Genomic DNA, 16,534 nt, shown 5'->3' with positions numbered 1-16,534 from the left:
GTCCCCACGCCGACGTCGGAGTCGCAACTCGACGAATCGGTGTCGATCTCATAGAGTCACATCGCTGTAAGATCACGAAAGGAAACCGATGGGGGACATGGCCGACGGCCCGCGGACGATCGATCTCTTCTCCGGTGCGGGAGGGCTGTCGGAGGGGTTCCGCCAGGCTGGCTTTCGAGTCGGTCTCGGCCTGGACTTCGACGAGGAGGCCTGCAACACCCATGCGGCGAACCACCCGGACGCGAAGGTGCTCTGCACCGACGTCAGGCAGGTAAGCGGCGCAGACCTGCTGTCGGAGACCGGCTTCGGCGAGGTCGACGTGATGATCGGTGGTCCAAGCTGCCAGGGGTTCTCCACGCAAGGGCGTCGGGGCGCCTGGGCCTCCGAGGACGATCCCCGCAACCTCCTCTACCGCGAGTTCGCCCGACTTGTTGGCGAACTGCGACCCGAGTGGTTCCTGCTCGAGAACGTGCCAGGCCTGCTCTGGTTCGACCGGGGATCCTTCGGTCGTCGTGTGTTCGCAGCGTTCGAGGCGCACGGCTATCGCGTCGCCCACAAGATTGTGCTGGCGGCGGACTACGGCGTCCCCCAGCTGCGACGCCGGCTCCTCGTGGTCGGAACCCGCACGGGTGGCGCGTTCCCGTGGCCACGGCAGACGCACATGGGTGCGGTGCGTCGCGACGCGATCGAACTGTGGGAACGTCGGCGCCAGGAGAAGTTCCCGCACCTGGCTCCGCACCGAACGTTGTGGGACGCGATCAGCGACCTTCCTGCGCTCCCCGACGGCGGGGGTGAGGAGGAGAGTCGGTATCGGACCAAGCCGCAAGGCGAGTATCAGGCCTTGATGCGGGGCGAGAACTCAGTTCTGTGGGATCACCAAAGCCCGGTGTTGCCGCAGGTGCACTACGACCTCATCCGGCATGTCCGCGAGGGCCAGACCTGGCGCGAGATTCCTGTCGAACTCCTCCCCGAGCGGTTCGCGAAGATTCGGCGCACCGACGGCACGAACTTGTTCGCTCGCCCGGAGCGCACCCGGCCGAGCTACACGATCATCACGCAGTTCGGCAACGTGACCACGGGGGCGTACACCCATCCCACGCAAGATCGTGCGTTCTCGGCTCGCGAAGGGGCGCGGATCCAGAGCTTTCCTGACTCCTATCGGTTCTACGGCAACCTGACGTCCAAGTACCGTCAGATCGGGAACGCAGTGCCGCCACTGCTGGCGCGGACGATGGCCGAGGCGCTGCTGCTTGCGATTAGGGGCGAGGCGGGCGAGGACGTGCTCGCGGAGAAGCGAGAGCTGCTGATTCCGGAGCAGTTGGAGCTTCCCGCAGCCGTCTAGGTGAGCTCGGGCGCCCTACGCTGTGACGCGTGGGAGAACGGGCGCCGGCTCCGCCAAGCCGGCGCCCGTGGGCGTCTTCGGAACATGCCCGCAAGGTCATGGTCGCCAACCGGGGGCGAGACACGCTCCCCGAACTTCGACTCAGGCGCGCAGTGCACGCGCTCGGCCTGCGGTATCGCGTCTGCGCGCGCCCTTTGCCCGGCCTGCGGCGCACCGCGGATCTCGTCTTCCCGCGACAGCACGTTGCCGTGTTCGTGGATGGCTGCCACTGGCACGGCTGTCCTGAGCACTGGGCCCCGCCTCGAACGAACATCGCGTACTGGGTCGCGAAGGTCGACCGCAACCGTGCGCGGGATAGGGAAACCGACCGCCTACTCGAAGAAGCTGGTTGGGTCAGCGTCCGGTTCTGGGAGCACGACGATCCGCAAGCCGCTGCACTTCATGTGAGAGACGTCGTGAAACATCGGGGGACGACACTCCGTACTCCCTAACTCGGGAAAGGATAGAGATTCGTCGCTGCGCGCAAGGAGAGACCGGCGCCGCTGGGCTTCCAATCGTGGCGGAGTTGCACGCCGCTGGCGAAGGTCAACTCATCTATCTGTTCAGAGTGTCCGGACGACGTCCTGAGCCCGGCAGACCTTGCCGCACACACGAGGCAGCTCAACCAGGCATGCAGCGGATCGGGCCCGTGGCACAGGAGGACGTGAACATCGACGCCACCCCGCATCCATGCCCGAGCCGCGGCCGCGTACGTGCCCAGGCGGGTCCTCGTGGCGGCGTCGGTAGGGACCTCGGTGGCCTTGCCGTCACCGATTAGCAGGGACGGACGCTGCCGGTGAAGGCGCACCAGGTCCGGCCGCTCCACCTCGTGGAGCGGCGTGTCGACGGTGTAGCCGGCGAGCGTGGCGAGGTCCTCGAGGAGACCGACCCGCTCTTCGTGCAGGGCCGAGGGGGCACTCACCGCGGCACCGGCCGAGCCGTCGACTGCAACAGCTCCTCGAGCAGCATGCGACGGGTGGGCACAGTGTCCCTCGGGTCGCCGAGCAGGTCGGCCTGGGCGTCCGCCTTCGTCCGCAGGCGCTGGTACTCCGGCTCCTCGATGGTGCCGTTGGCAAGCAGGGTGATGTACCGCACCTCCCGCTCCTGCCCGCGGCGGTGGATCCTGTCGAGGCTCTGCAGGTAGTGGGCGGCCTGGTTTGACAGCGACTCGTAGACGGCGTATCGGGCGGCGTGCAGCGTGAGCCCGGCGCCGGCGGCCGCCGGATTGCCCAGGAAGATCCGGACGTCGTCCTCCTCCTGGAAGCGTCGCACGGCCTCCCGACGCTGCGCGGCCTCGGTGACCGACCCGTCCACCCTGACGAGGCCGTAGCGCGCGAACCGCGCGGTGATGCGGTCGAGACTGGAGCGGTAGAACGACCAGATGATCACCTTCTCCCCGTGCCCGGCAACGAGGTTCTCCAGGAGGGCGTCGAGCGCCTCGAGCTTGGCCGGCACCTCGTCGTATCCGGGGACCACCGGCCCCGGGTCGGCGCAGATCCGCAGCAGGGCCGCCCGCCGCTCGAGGAAGTTCTGGAGTTGGCGGGTGTAGGCCTCGTCGTCCGTGCTCTGCAGGTCGATGATCAAATCGTTGAGTGCGGCGTCGTACGCAGCCCGCTGCTGGGGGCCGAGTTCGACCGGGATCTCCGTGAACGTTCGCTGCGGGAGATCGGCCAGCACCCGCTGCTTCAGGTTCCTGACGAACACGCCACGGTCGTGCAGCCGGGCCCGGACCTGCCCCCTAGCGCGCTCGCGGTCCTTGTCCAACCGCAGGCCGGCGAACGTGTAGCCGAAGTCAACGAGGTCGAACTGGGCGATGACGTCGCCCGCGGCGTTGGGGGCCGGGGTGCCGCAGAGCACGAAGGCGTGCGTGCACCACTCACGCACGCGCAGCGCCGCGGCCGTCCGGCGTGCGTCGTGGTTCTTGACGTTGAACGACTCGTCCACGGCCAGGGTCAGCCGCGTGCGTCGGGCCAGGCGGACCACCTCGTGTTCGAGGGCCACGAGGGTCTCGTAGTTCGCGACGACCACGTCCGCCCCGGCAAACAGCGCCTGGGCCTTCGCGCGTCGGTCGCCGTCCGCGACCGCGACCCGGTACAGGTCGCCGGTGAACCGTTCGAACTCCCGCTGCCACTCGGCGACCATGCTCTTCGGCGCGACGACGAGCAGCGTGTCGGTGAGCCCGCGCTCCACGAGCAGATCGAACGCGGCGATCATCGTCACCGTCTTCCCGGTGCCCTGCTCATCGAACACGCAGCCGCCCCAACCTCCGTCGACGGTCAGCGCCGCGACGTTGCGGGCCTGGTGGTCGTCCAGGCGGTCGACGAGTGCGGAGTCGGCGATCTGCAGCCGCGCGGCGGCCGGGTCGCCGTTGGTGATCTCCTGCCACCGCCGGCGCACCTCCTGGGCCCGGTCCCAGATCCGGGCGCGGTTCTCGGCCAGGCACCGGGCGGTCTCGCCCCACTCGAGACCGCCCCCCGCCCGAAGAAGGGCGCTGGCCTGGTCGAAGTCGACCAGGACGGCCCCCTCGCGCACCCGCAGGCGGGCCTGCACGCCGGCGGTGGCGAGGACGGACCTCGCCGCGGTGGTGGACGCTGCGACCACGGCGAACTGCCGACGGTCGGCGGTGAGGCCGACGTGGGGCCGGCGACCGCCCGGTTCAGTCATGACCGGACACGGCCCTCTCGCCGCGGACGATGAGCTCGCCCTCGATCGTCCCCAGGCTCGCGCGGAACACCCGCTCGAGGTCACCGAGGAGCTTCGTGCTCAGAGACCGCCAGTTGTCCGGCGGGGCGCCGCCGAGCCGGTCCACACACGAGCTCAGGAAGGCTTCGAAGCCGATCTTCTTCCTCGTCGCGGTCTTCCGGTCGGCCGTGATCACGGCCTCCTTGACCAGCTCCAGGGCACCCTTACGGTCCTGCTGCTCGAGCCGCTCGTGCGCCGTCTCCAGCTGCTCCATCGCCTCCTCGTCCGCGACTACCTTCCACAGGCTGCGGACCTGCGTGCCGGAGTCCATCACCTCGAACATCAGGTCGTAGACGGTCCTCTTGAGGTCGTCGTCCTCATCGAGCTGGTTGGTGATCTTGTCGGCGGACTTGCCGGCCTGGATCTCGTAGAACCACTGGAAGATGTCGTCGGCCTTGTACCGCACCTCGGAGGCGTCGATCCCCCGCTCCTCGACGTGGTAGGTCTCGAAGTCCTCGGCCCACTGCACCATCCGCAGGTACCGGGTCACCGCGCTGACGCTGATGGCGTACTGGTCGGCGATCTTCTTCTTCAGCAGCTTCTCCTGGGTCGCCGTGAAGCTGCCCCGGACGTTGTCCCGCTCCTTGCGGTAGTCGCGGACGACCAGCCGCGCCTTGACGAACTCGGGCCACTGCTCTTTCAGGTCGTCCTCGAAGTTGAGCGCCACGACGACGGCCTCGAACTGGTCCTCCGTCGTCTCGGGCGGCGCGACCCACACCTTGACCCAGCGGGCGCGCTCCCTCTCGTCCGTGGTGAAGCCGTCCTTGTCGCAGACGTACTTGGCCCCGGCCAGCCGCCGGTTGCCGTCCTTCGGCTCGCCGTCGCTGGTCAGGATCGGCGGCCGCTCGACACCCTTGCGAGCGATGCTCTTGGCGAGCGGGCCGATGTTGAACGGGTCCTTCTTCTTCAGGCTGGGCAGGTACAGGTCGCCGTGCATCAGCTGGACGAGCTCGTCGTCATCGGGTTCGCGGTGGTTCCGGTCACGGAACTCGGCCACCTGCAGCTCGACGCGGTGGTTGCCCTTCCACAGGTCGATCTCGCCGACGTCGACGTACCCCTCCCACATCGGCACGGCGGTGTTGTTGAACGTGGGCACCGGCACGACGAGGTGCGGCTTGAGGCCGTTCCGCTCGATGAGGTTCACCTTGCCCCACGGCTTCTCGTCCCCGGCCGTACCCAGCAGCCGGTGGACCTCCTCGGCGACGTCCTCGTCGTTGCCGACCCCGGTGGCGTTGCGCAGCAGCACGAGGATCCGCGTGTACAGCCGCTCCGCGATCTCGGCCGAGATGTCGGCGCTACGCGCGGACTCCACGGCCTCCTGGACCTGCGGACCGAAGTCCGCGGACAGCACCTCAATCTCGCCGAGCAGTTCGCGCATCGCGCGCCGCACCCGGGTGTCATCGATGTGGACGGTCATCGTCACTCCTCTCCGCCGGCGACCCGGCGGTCCATCAGTCCGGTCTCTTCGACGAACTCGCGCAGCCTGCGCAGCCCCCGCGACTTCCACTTGCGTACCGACAGGGGATTGATCTGTTCGCCCAGGTTCTCCGAGACGATCTCGGCGATCTCGTCGGTCTCGAGGACGTCTCCGGCGACGACCATGTCGAGGTAGACGAGCATGACCTGCTTGATGTTGGCGTTCTCCCACGTCCGGATCTCGGCCTTGATGAGCTCCACCGCCATGTCGCGGAGGACCGTGTCCTCCGGGCCGGGGGCCACGGCGTCGGCGTGCCGCTCGACCGGGAAGTCCCTGCGCCGGGTGGTCAGCTTCAGGAGCTCGTTCCAGGCCACCCGGGCGAGGAACGACCGCACGTCGCGCACGGGGCCGTGCGCCTCGAACCGCTCGAGCAGCTTCTCGACGGCGGTGGCCACGGCGTCCTCGACCTCGGCGGAGCCGACGTTGTCGAACTGCCTCCGCAGCTGCTCCACCAGGCCCAGGAGGAAGCGCTCGTGCAGCACCCACTGGAGGGCCTCGAGCCCCTCGAAGTCCTCGGCGGCAGATCCGCTCGTCGTCCCGGTCACACCAAGAAGATCCTGTTGAGGGCCGCGGCGTGACACGGGCGACTAGAAAGTTCTTCCATGCGGCTCCGGGGCCGCCCTGCCCGCCGGCCGGTGAGCCCGTCCGGTTCCGCGTCGAGGATGATCATGTTGCGCATGCCGCCTGTGTACCGACCGCCTCGGACGAATCCGGCCCTCGTCCACGAGGCCGTCCCACGTCCGGGTGACCTGGCCCTGCGGCTGCTGCCGCGCTGACCGGTGACGCTCAGGCGGTCACCGACCGCGCTCCAGGACGAGGGAGTCGACCGCCGCCGCGACGGCCTGCAGCTCGTCGGTCGTCATGGACGCGAGGGACCGCACGAGGCGGCCCAGGAGCTCGGCATCTGATCCGCCGGCACCACCGGCGCCCGCGCGATCGAGGCGACGACCATCCCGGAGCGGGGTGGCCACCGCCTCCTCGGACGACCCGGTGTCGGGCCCGCGTCGCCGCTCCCGCGCGGGGGAGCTCTTCATCTCGAGGATCATTCGTTGACCGCCGACCTCGATCTCGAAGTCCGCACGGTCCTGGGCCGGACCGGGCTCGAGGTCTACGGCCCGGAGCAGCTGAGCCGCCACGTCGCGGGCCGGCACCCGCGCGCCCCGTTCGATCATCCGGACGTAGGCCGCCGTGACGCCGACCTCGGCAGCGAGGTCCTCGGCGCGCCGACGCAGCGCGATGCGACGTTGGCGAAGGACCCGTCCGAGGTCTCCGCCGACGACGCCCCGCTGCCCCTCCACGCTGGTCGCGGCGCCTGAATGCTCCTCGCCAGCTCCGCTCCCCTTGACGGCATCTGCCATACGCATCATTGTACCGTGCACGGAACACAACTGGTTTCACGAAACAGGAGGGAACTATGCCTGTCGACCACGGCCATCCCGGCACATCGAGCAAGTACTACGGCACCGGTCAGAGCGAAGAGCGCATCCGCACCGCGCGCGACCAGAGGCGCCTGAAGGCGGAGTTCGCCGCCAGCGAGAACGTCGCCTACAACGAGGGGCTCGACCAGCGAGCGGAGCAACTCCGGGCCGCGTCGTTCTGGCGCGGTCGTGCTGTCCGTCGCGTGCAGCGAGCGGAGGGAGCGTGATGCCGGTCAGCGAGGAGTCGTTGGAGCGCATGCGCGAAGCCGGCCGGACCAACCGCCGCGCCGACGGGAAGACCGCCACGGAGCGGGGACGGGACGACATGCTCGCCTGTGTCAGGAACTCGCGACGATGGACCACGGACGCGGCTATCGACGAGTGCCAGATCCAACTGCGGAAGTAGGCGGACCTCGCCCCGTCCGGTGACCCGGAACGGTGGTGGCGGCACGGCGTCGTGGGACCCGTGCGGCCACCACCGGCGGCCGGACCGTGCCTTCCATGGCCACGCACGAGGGTGCGTTCGTCCGCCTGCCTACGCTGTCCGCCGAGCTGGAGCGCATCCCGGATGCCGCCAGTGCCGTTGAGCTGCTCGGCGAGACGAGCAGCCGGCGCATCCGAGTCGAGCGGCTCGACTGCCGGTGCCGGCCGGAAGCCACCGTCGGCTGACCTGGCGTGGACGCCTTCCGGCTGCCCCCGGCGTACACGGACCGCGGGCTCCTCGTCAGGCAGCCGGGACGGTGAGCGGCGGTTGCCACCGCCCGGCGGGGGTCGTGGCCTGCTGCCGCACGGCCAGCCGCTGCCGGAACGTCGCCTGCCCGGAGGGCTCGCCGTGTACGAGCATCACCTCACCGGCACCCACCTCGGCCGTGATCCCGACGAGCTCGTCGGCGGTGGCATGCGCGCCTAGCCCGTAGCGGGCCACGTGCGCGGCGACGGTCACCGGCGAGGGCGGGCCACCGGCGGCGGTAGGCAGCTCGAACTCCCCACCTCCGGCCTCGGCGAGTGCCAGCAGCCTCCCGCCGGGGGACTCCTCGTCCTGGTAGCCGACGATCATCAGGCCAGACGCCGGGTCGGGCAGCAGCTCGCGCGCCCAGGACACTGCCGGGCCCGCGGTGAGCATTCCCGACGTCGCGATGACCACCCCGCACCGCAGCGCCGCGATCGCCTGCTGGGTGCCACCGACGGGGACCCGGCGGACCCGGGGGCCGAAGATGCGCAGCGGTCCGCCGTCGGGACCGATGTGCGACTCGTACACGGCGGTGACGTCGCGGGCGAGACCGTCGACGAGGACGTCGACATCCGGGAGGTGTTCGGCGAGGACGGCGGCGACCTCCTGGGCGCGCCCCAGCGCGAAAGCCGGGATGAGCACCCGCCCGCCGGCGGAGGTCACCGTGGTCACGTCTCGCACCAGCTGTGCGACCTCGGCCTCTCGCGGCGTGCGGCGCCCGGAGCCGGCGTAGGTCGACTCGAGCAGCAGCAGCTCCGCGCCCTTCGCGGAATCGGGGATCTCGATGCCGCCGACGGTCTTCTGCCCTGGCCGGGACACGTCTCCTGAGACGACGACCCGCCGCTCGCCGACATGCACCACCACGCCGGCCGCGCCGACGATGTGCCCGGCGGGGAACAGTTCGATCTCGCACTCCCCCACCCGCCGCCGGCGGCCCAACGCAGTCGGCACCAGCCGGCCGAGAGCCCGCTCGACGTCGTCGCGGTCGAACGGCGCGGCCATGCCAACGCGGCGGGCCAGCACCTTCGCGGAGTCGAACCACATCGTGGCCAGCAGGTCCGCGGTGGGTGCGGTCACGTAGACGGGCGTGTCCGGGCGGCGGGCTATGACGGCCGGTACCCAGCCGGCATGGTCGTTGTGCGCATGCGTGACGACGATGCCGTGCAGCGGCCCGGAGAGCGCCTCTTCGATCCGGCGCGGCGCGAGCGTCTCGGCGTCGGTGCCACCGGGCCGGGACCCGGCGTCGACGAGCAGTCTGGTGTCGCCGGCGGTGACCAGCACGCAGGAGCCGCCGACCTCGACACCACCGCCGAGGACGTCGACGCGCAGCTCCCGCTCGTGCACCACGGCGACCGGCTGCGGGGGGCGGACGAACGCCTCGAGCAGCTTCGGCAGCCACGCGGCGGCTGTCTCGGCGACCTCGGCGGGCAGCCCGGCGGCACGGGCGGCCGCCACGAGGCGGGCGGGGTCTGCGGCCGGGCCCCCGACGTCGTGGCGGGTCGGGTCCACCCGTTCGGGTTCGCCGGCACCGACCCCGCGGGTGTCGGCGGGCCGACGGACCTCGGCCGGGGTGAGGGTCGCGGCCAGCTGCTCGGCGGCGCGGACCGGGTCGGCAGCGTCGCGGCGCGCGGCGGCCAGCTGCGCCTCGGCGGCCGCCGCGCGTGCCTCGAGCGCGGTCAGGTCCTCGGCGAGCCCCGCGTTCTCGTCGCGGAGCCGGGCCGTGTCTGCCTCGGCAGCGGCGGCCTGCACGCGGGCCCGGTCGCGGGCGGCGCGCAGCTCGGCGACTCTGCGGTCGGCGCGGGCGGCTTCCCGCTCCTCGGGCGCCTCCCTCTCGGCGCGTACGGCCCGGCGGACGGCCCGGCCGCGGGCACGGCGGGCCGTGGCGAGCATGCCGCGCACGGACTGCGCGCCGCGGGCCGAGGCGGTCGCGTCGATCGACAGCAACTGGGCGACGACGTCGCTCCCCTCCTGCGCGGACCCGGCGTTCCCCCGCAGCGCCGCGGTGGTGGCCACGCGCAGCGCGGGCACCTGTTCCAACAGGCCGAGCAGCCGAGTGATGCCGTCGGGGTCGGTGACCACGGCGTCGGGATCAATCGGCTGAGGGGACCGCTCGGCAGCGATGGCTGCAGCGGCCCGCAAGGCCGCGCGGACCGCGACTGGCAGGCTGAGCCCGGCTGCGGCCGGGGAGTTGTTCCCCTCCGCGGTCACGCCCGCATTCCGGTCTGCCGGGCCACCGCGGCTGCGAGCACCGGCTCGGCCTGCGCCCGCCCGTCGGCGGTGACGGCCAGGCATCCCAACGCCAACAGCGTGTCGATGACCTCGCCGACGCCGGTGAACCTGGCGGAGGTGGCCAGGGCGGTCAAGCCGGCGTCATCGGCGAGGACGGCGGCCAACTCGTCGGGCTGTTCCCCGGCCTCCGCGGTCAGGCCCGCGGCGACGTCGAACACCGCCCGCAGGGCGGGCGAGTCCTCGCCGACGCCGGCGTCGGCGACCAGGCGCTGTCCGGCGTCACCGTCCAGCCACGCGGCGGTGTCCTCGAGCAGCCGGGCCGCCCCGGGCGCGGGCTGGCCGGTGGTGGCGAGGGCGGCGGTGTGCGCGAGCACCTTCGGCCAGCAACCGGTGACCGCCGCCAGCCGGGCGCGGGAGGACTCGTCGGGGAACGGCAGGTTGTCTTGGTCGCACCACAGCCGCAGACCGGGCGTGTCGACGCGGGCGAGGTCGATGCGCTCGGTGCGTCGCACCCACGTCGGCGCGTTGCCCGGCGCACAGACCACCGCGACGGTCACGTCCACGGGCGCGGCCTCGACGGCGGCCTCAGCGGCGGCGAACAGCGCCGCCAGCACGTCGGCCGGGCAGCCGGTGGCGTCGGCGAGGACCAGCGTCGCGTCGCTGGCGGCCTTCGCGACCTCGGCGCGGATCCCGTCGGGCGTGACGGTGTGGCAACGGGTCAGGGCCCCCAGCCACCGGCCGCCGGAGCGAGCGGCCTCCGCGGCGGTGACAACCGCACCGACGCCGAGAGCCGCCGAACCGGCGACTGCGAGCACCTGCCGGCGGGCGTCGAACAGCCGGCCCAGCTGCCGCTCGGTCAGCGGACTGCGCCCGGCCTCGCCGAACGGGCGGCGGTGGCTGCCGGCGTCGGAGACAGACGGCACGGTCAGCCGGTCGGGCGCGGAGAGCAGGATCTCCAGCACCTCCTCCTCCGTCCCCAGGAGCCGCAGCACGCTGGGCGTGCGGAGCCGGTACCGGCCGCCGTCGGCGGCGAGTACGCCTAGGTCGACGCACTCGGCGACCAGGCTGCGGAAGTCGTCGGCTCCGCACGAGGCGAACCCGGCCGGCCAGTACGCGCGGCACTCCTCCGACAGCTCCGACAGGCTGAGGCCGTAGTCGATGCCGTGCTCGTGGGCGGCGGCGGCGACCGCGTAGGCGACCACCAGGTAGCGGTGGTCGAGGTTGAGGGTGAGGACGTACTTGTCCCGGTAGGCCGCGCGCAGGTCGGCGTCGGCGAACACGACCTCGACGTCCTCGGCGGTCACCAACTGCGGAGGCCCGTCGGCCGGCACCGGCTGGGCCGCCATGTGCCGCATCAGCGCCTCGCCGAACAACTGCAGCAGCGCGGGCATGTTGTTCGCCAGCGCGAGGATCCGCGCCGGCAGGGTGTGCGGGTCGGCGAAGCCGAACCCGAGCGCGCCGAGCGGCTCGGTGAGCAGTTCGTGGGCGTGCTGGGGGCGCAGCGGGCCGACGACGATCGGGCGGCCCAGGTGCGCCAGTGGCTGGTTGGGCAGGGACTCGAAGCGGGCGGTGCGGTGCAGCCCGGCGAAGACGAACTTCACCCGGCGCTCCGACTCAAGCATCATCCGTCGGCACCGGTCCACGTTCGGGAAGAGGGCGTCGACCGCGTCGGCCTCGAGGAAGGCGTCGGCCTCGTCCAGCAGGACGAGCAGTGCCCGGCTGGGGTTGCCCTCCAGCCAGCGCAGCACCGCGGCGTGCACCTCCTCGGCGACGTCTGCACTCACCGGCACCTCGCCGACGATCCCGGCGCGGTGCAGGTCGGGCCACAGGGTCTGCCAGAGCCGCTCGGGATGCCCGTCGCCCCCGACCGTGAACAGGCTCGCCATGACCGCGTGCCTGGCCGTGCCGGACTCGACGAAACGGCGGGCGGCCTCGCGCAGCAGTGCCGACTTGCCCAGCTGGCGACCGCCGGAGACGAACGACGGCCCGGCGAGGTCCTGCACCGCGGCGAGTTCCTCGGTGCGCCCGTAGAACATCTCCTTCGGGGTGTCCCCGGGGGTGTCGCGATACGGGCTGGCAGCGGTGAAGGGCAGCGCGATCGCCTCGAACGTCTTTCGCCGTGGCTCGGGCTGGCACGCCAGGTAGGCCAGCGCGCCGGCGTCGAGCCACAGCAGCGGCGGCTTCGTGCGGCCCCGCGCCGCGTTGGCAATGGCACGCCGCTGGTCGGCCGACAGCGCCGCGCCGGTCCACAGCACCAGCACCGTCTGGTCGCCCGCCTCGCCGCTCATCCACTCCAGCACCGTGGTCGGGCTGGGGGCGCTCTTGACCAGCAGCACCCGCAGCGTCGTCCCGTCGGGGCTCATGCCCGACCCGAGGGCGGGGGTGAGGGCGTCGCCGTAGCCGGAGACCCTGTGCAGCGTCAGCCACTGCCGGCCCGCCTGCCCGGCCGGCGACGGGTGCTGGCGGACGTCGCCGAACTCCAGGCCGGCCTGGGACAGGACCAACCGCAGCGCACCGGCGAGCTCCACCGACCGTTGCGTGCCCCGGCCACCGGTCAACGCCGACTGCCACGCGCCGATAGCCTTGCGGGCGGCGTCGCGTCGGACGTCGGGCAGCGAGGCCGGGTCCAGCCCGCCGCCGACCAGCCCGGCCACGCCCCTGCTGACCGGGCCACCGGACAGCACGACGTGCAACTCGGCGAGCAGGTTGGGGTGCGCGGCGGCGAGGTCGGGGACGGCCGGGAAGAACCGCTGCAGATGTCCGGGCTCCGTGCGCGGCTGCGGCAGACGGTCGCCGGCCAGGGTCGTCTGCAGGTGTTCCTCGGCGCTGGCGACGTGCCCCTCGCGGGCCCACGCCGACAGCTTCTCGGCGGCCTCGGCGACGAGCGTGCTGCTCTGCGCGTGCTCGGCGATGCGAGCCAGCGCCCCGTCGATCTTGAGCTGCTGGTGCCGGTCGAGCTCGGCGCGGATGCCGGCGGCCGCGGCGCGGATGCGGCCGTAGTCCCGGCGGGCGTTGTCGTCCAGCGCCCGGGCCCGCGACGCCAGCGTCGCCCACGGCCCGTCGTCGAGGGTTCCGGCCATCCGTCGGGCGTCGATGAGGCTGCTCAGCGCGGTCACCTCGTCACCGACGACACCGGTCATCTCGGTGATGTCGGCGGCACGCTGCCGGTCGAGGGCGGCGGCGGTGGCCGCGTCCTCGGCGCGCAGCCCGGCGACGAGGACGGCGGTCAGGTCGTGGTCGCCGCGAGCGGCGCGACGGGCGTAGGCGACCTCGGCGTCGGGCGCCTCGCCGGCGACGGCGAGCAGCGCCGGGAGCGTCTCGGCGTTCAGCCCGGCGTCCGGCAGCAGCGTCTCGGCCGCCAGCGGCAGGTCGGTGGCCAGCAGCTCGGCGTGCCCGGTGTAGGCGACCGGCGGCTCATCTCCGCCGGGGGCGTCCCCGTCGCAGATCGCGAACGCATCGGCGAGCAGCTGCCCGGCTGCGTCGATCGTCGCCGCTGCGAGCGAGTCGTCGCCGGCCTGGGCGGCAAGCTCGGCGGCCGCGGCGAAGCGGACGGCCGCCAACCGCTGCCGGAGCTTGTTCAGGGGCGCGGCCTGCCACGCGCCGGCAGAGACTGCGGCCGCCTGCCCCACGTGCTCGGCGGCGTTGGCCCAGCGGACGGCAAGCTCCAACGCCTCTTCCCAGCGAGCCAGCAGGGTACCGCGGGCGCCCGCCTTGATCTGGCGCTTCTGCTGCCGGTTGAGCTCGCTGAAGGTCGTGTCGATCGCCTTCGCGGCCTTGCCGCGCAGCGACACGACGGCATCACGCACGTCCGGCACGGCAGCAGGGTCGTTCGCCGCCACCATCCCGAGCAGCGACCCCAGCGGTCCGTCGGGGTTCAGCCAGGCGCCGTACACGCCATTGGCCGGCACGTACTTGATCGGCCGCCGGGCGGCGGGGGTGAGCAGGTCCGTGGCGGCGCGGGCGGCGTCGGAGGCGTCGTTCTCCGCTGCGGCCAGGGTGCCGACGGCGTCGGCGGCTTCGGCGGCGACGACGATCCCGGCACGGCTGGCGTCGGCGAGCGCGTCGAGAGCTTCGGTCAGGGCCGCCTGGTCGGAGACGCACGGAAGGAGGTCGGCCAGCACGCTCGCCGGGGACGCCGAGGGCGCCAGCAGCGCGACCCGGGCGGCAGCGGCCAGCGCGAGCAGCTGCCCGGCGCGGTCCTCGGCGAGCTTGTCGCGGGTGACCTCGCCGATCAGGTCGGCGAACGCCGACGCCAACGGGCCGGTCGGTGCAGACAGCGCGTCGGCGTAGGCGGCCAGGCGGCGCGCGGCGACGGTTGCGGGGGCGGCCCCGGCGGCCTCCAGGACGTCGGCGGCGAGTCCGAACCGTCGCTCGGTCATCAGCGCGGAGACGGCAGTGGCGACGTCCCCGTCGGCGCGGCCGGCGCCGGCCGTGTCGGAGGCCGGCGGCGCCTCGACGCGGGTGCCGGCAGTCATGTCGGCGTCGGCCTCCGGTGCCGCCACGGGGACGGGCCGCCGACGCGGCGCGCCGACGGCGGCGAGTGCGGCACCGGCGCCCGCCTGCAGCGCCGCGTCCAGTTCGGTGAGGTCGATGGCGGGGAGGTCGGCCCACTCGGCAGGGGCGGCGACGGTCCCTTCCTCACGGGCCGGCTCGGCCTCCGCGGAGGGCACCGGGGCGTCGGTCGGCACCGACTCGTCGGCGGGGATCCCGGCTGCGGCGCCGAGGGCGGCCCCGTCGGTGGGCGCCTCAGAGCCGGGCGTCTCTTCGGCGGAGACCGCGACGGTGGGCCCCTCCTCGCCGCCGCCGTCATCGGGGAGGTCCGGCGCCTCGGCGACGGGCGCCTCGGGCTCCACGGTGTCGCCCACCGCGTCTCCCGTCATCGCCTCGTCGGCATCGAGGAGAGCCTGCGCCGAAGCGTCGCCCTGGACCTCCGCATCGACTACGACAGACCCGACCTCGGGGTCGACCTCGTCGGGAAGGGTCACGAAGCCCATCGCGGCGGCGGTGAACAGCCCCACGGTCTCCGGCCACAGCGTCGCAGCGGCGCCCTGCGCCTCGGCGACCGCGGCGAAGTCCGACTGTTCCCCGCGGCGCTGCGCGGCGATGAGGTCCAGGACGCGCACCAGCGCGGCCAGCGGCTCCCGCGGCGCGTCCGGGTCGTCGAGCGCCGCCGCGGCTGCCTCCCGGACCTGCCCGATCGTGGTCCGTACGCTCTCGTGGCCCTCCAGCGCCGCGAGTCGGCGCAGCCACACCGCATCGGAGGCTGCGGCCAGCTGGGCTCGGAACCCCGCCACTCCCTCGCGGATCCCAGCCCTCGACTCGGGCAGCTGCCCGGCGCCGGTCCGGTGCCGCAGTTCCCGCAGGGCGGCGAATGCTGCGGCGACGTGGGTGACGACCTGTCCCAGAGCGGTGTCGTCCGGCAGCCTGCCGGCACGTAGTTCCGTGGCAACCGAGTCGGCGGCGTCGGCGGCCGCCTCCCACTCCGTCAGCACCCGCTCGCTGTCGATGATGAGCGCCTCGTCGTCGGGCGGGGCTTCCCCACCTTCCGCGGCGGCGGGCTCCCCGAAGGCCTCCGCGTGTTGCTCGGTGTCGCCGTCGGGCTCATCGGCCGGCTCGAGGTCGGTCTCGGAGGTTTCCTCGGGCATCGGGTACCGGTCCGGCAGCGCGCGGATCTCCTCCAGAGCGTGCTCCAGGCCGGCGTCATCGAGCTCGCCTGCACCGGTCACCCCCAGCGCGGCCAGCCGCGCGGCGGGGGCCAGTTCGTTCAGCGGAGCCGCCGGCACCGGCGGCAGCTGCGGGAAGCGCCCGGCCAGCGCGGCGTGTGCGTGCCGCGCGGTCTCCTCGGTGACCGCCAGGAACGCCAGGGCGACCGCCGATGCGGCCGTGTCCCAGGCGATCGCGCTCGCCAGCCCGGCGCGCAGCAGCGCCGGGGACAGCTCCCGCGTCGCGAGGTTCAGGTTGCCCGCCAGCTCGCCGTGGCGGGCGAACACCGCAGTCGGCGGTACGTCGTCGGCGCCGAGGACCGCGTCCCAGTGCTCGGGGTCCAGCGGATGGTCCAGCGCCGCCGCCAACGGTCCGGTCAGGTCGCGCAGCACCTCGCCACGGGCCGCCGGCTCCTCCGCGCGGGCGCGGGCCAGCAGCTGGGCGGCCATGCCCCGGTTCACCGTGGCCGCGCCACGCAAGCCCAGGACGCTGAGCACGTACTGGCGGCTGCGCTGTGGCATCGCACGCAGCACCCGCAGGACGTCGTCCGGGCTGACCTCGGCCAGGGCCTCCGACACGATCGCGTCCAGGTCGCACTCGTCGGCGATGTCGCGACCAGACGGCCACTGCTCCGGCGTCTCCGGCACCGTCGCCGACGGGTGGGAGTGCAAGTGCGGGCGGGGCCGACCGGCCTTGCGCCGACGTGAGTACGCCACGGGCGACCTCTTCGAGCGATGAGTTAGCGGATGAGAACGGACCGTATCGGGACGGTCCGACAACTCCGGTGAGCGCCGCCTTCGCGACCGCGCCATGTCGGATCCGCCGGCTTCCCGCATCCAGGCAAGGCGCCGTCG

10 protein-coding genes are annotated in these 16,534 nt (G+C 72.8%); 4 read left to right on the top strand and 6 right to left on the bottom strand.

Features of this window, described 5'->3' with window-relative positions:
- Positions 1-97 precede the first annotated feature (97 nt).
- Both ACI78V_RS02080 and ACI78V_RS02075 read left to right on the top strand, forming a co-directional pair.
- Positions 98-1,342, top strand: coding sequence for a DNA cytosine methyltransferase (locus ACI78V_RS02080; RefSeq protein ID WP_456848426.1), 1,245 nt, complete (start codon positions 98-100; stop codon positions 1,340-1,342).
- 29 nt (positions 1,343-1,371) lie between these two features.
- Positions 1,372-1,833 (top strand): very short patch repair endonuclease, encoded by a 462-nt coding sequence (locus ACI78V_RS02075; RefSeq protein ID WP_456848424.1) that lies wholly within the window; start codon positions 1,372-1,374, stop codon positions 1,831-1,833.
- A gap of 466 nt (positions 1,834-2,299) precedes the next feature.
- On the opposite strand, the gene ACI78V_RS02070 is transcribed toward ACI78V_RS02075, so the two are convergent.
- The 4 genes from ACI78V_RS02070 to ACI78V_RS02055 form a co-directional block, all read right to left on the bottom strand.
- On the bottom strand, positions 2,300-4,045 hold the full coding sequence (locus tag ACI78V_RS02070; protein WP_456848423.1) for a DEAD/DEAH box helicase: 1,746 nt from the start codon (positions 4,043-4,045) through the stop codon (positions 2,300-2,302).
- Positions 4,038-5,540, bottom strand: coding sequence for a hypothetical protein (locus tag ACI78V_RS02065; RefSeq protein ID WP_456848421.1), 1,503 nt, complete (start codon positions 5,538-5,540; stop codon positions 4,038-4,040). The genes ACI78V_RS02070 and ACI78V_RS02065 overlap by 8 nt, the downstream gene beginning before the upstream one ends.
- Before the next feature lie 2 nt (positions 5,541-5,542).
- Entirely contained in the window at positions 5,543-6,145 is a 603-nt protein-coding gene (locus tag ACI78V_RS02060; RefSeq protein ID WP_456848419.1) for an RNA polymerase sigma factor, read from the bottom strand.
- A gap of 249 nt (positions 6,146-6,394) precedes the next feature.
- Positions 6,395-6,958, bottom strand: coding sequence for a helix-turn-helix domain-containing protein (locus ACI78V_RS02055; protein WP_456848417.1), 564 nt, complete (start codon positions 6,956-6,958; stop codon positions 6,395-6,397).
- A gap of 56 nt (positions 6,959-7,014) precedes the next feature.
- Between ACI78V_RS02055 and ACI78V_RS02050 the strand changes: the two genes are divergently transcribed.
- Entirely contained in the window at positions 7,015-7,245 is a 231-nt protein-coding gene (locus ACI78V_RS02050; protein WP_456848416.1) for a hypothetical protein, read from the top strand.
- Between the two features lie 274 nt (positions 7,246-7,519).
- Entirely contained in the window at positions 7,520-7,687 is a 168-nt protein-coding gene (locus ACI78V_RS02045) for a hypothetical protein (protein WP_456848414.1), read from the top strand.
- Positions 7,688-7,742: 55 nt separating this feature from the next.
- Here ACI78V_RS02045 and ACI78V_RS02040 read toward each other — a convergent pair whose 3' ends face one another.
- Both ACI78V_RS02040 and ACI78V_RS02035 read right to left on the bottom strand, forming a co-directional pair.
- The gene (locus ACI78V_RS02040) at positions 7,743-9,956 is read right to left on the bottom strand and encodes an MBL fold metallo-hydrolase (RefSeq protein WP_456848412.1); all 2,214 of its coding nucleotides are present in this window, start codon (positions 9,954-9,956) and stop codon (positions 7,743-7,745) included.
- A complete protein-coding gene (locus ACI78V_RS02035) occupies positions 9,953-16,396 on the bottom strand; it encodes a hypothetical protein (RefSeq protein WP_456848410.1) in 6,444 nt (2,147 codons plus the stop codon). The genes ACI78V_RS02040 and ACI78V_RS02035 overlap by 4 nt, the downstream gene beginning before the upstream one ends.
- Between the last annotated feature and the right edge of the window lie 138 nt (positions 16,397-16,534).

This window comes from Geodermatophilus sp. SYSU D00742 (assembly GCF_054049935.1).
Note: the sequence above shows the minus strand (reverse complement) of the source record. Positions and strands in the feature narration are given on the sequence as shown.

Excerpts from the sequence above, each read along its gene's own strand:
- ACI78V_RS02050 (WP_456848416.1), top strand. The coding sequence starts at position 7,015 with ATGCCTGTCGACCACGGCCATCCCGGCACATCGAGCAAGTACTACGGC.
- ACI78V_RS02080 (WP_456848426.1), top strand. The coding sequence starts at position 98 with ATGGCCGACGGCCCGCGGACGATCGATCTCTTCTCCGGTGCGGGAGGG.
- ACI78V_RS02045 (WP_456848414.1), top strand. The coding sequence starts at position 7,520 with ATGGCCACGCACGAGGGTGCGTTCGTCCGCCTGCCTACGCTGTCCGCC.
- ACI78V_RS02065 (WP_456848421.1), bottom strand. The coding sequence starts at position 5,540 with ATGACCGTCCACATCGATGACACCCGGGTGCGGCGCGCGATGCGCGAA.
- ACI78V_RS02070 (WP_456848423.1), bottom strand. The coding sequence starts at position 4,045 with ATGACTGAACCGGGCGGTCGCCGGCCCCACGTCGGCCTCACCGCCGAC.
- ACI78V_RS02055 (WP_456848417.1), bottom strand. The coding sequence starts at position 6,958 with ATGGCAGATGCCGTCAAGGGGAGCGGAGCTGGCGAGGAGCATTCAGGC.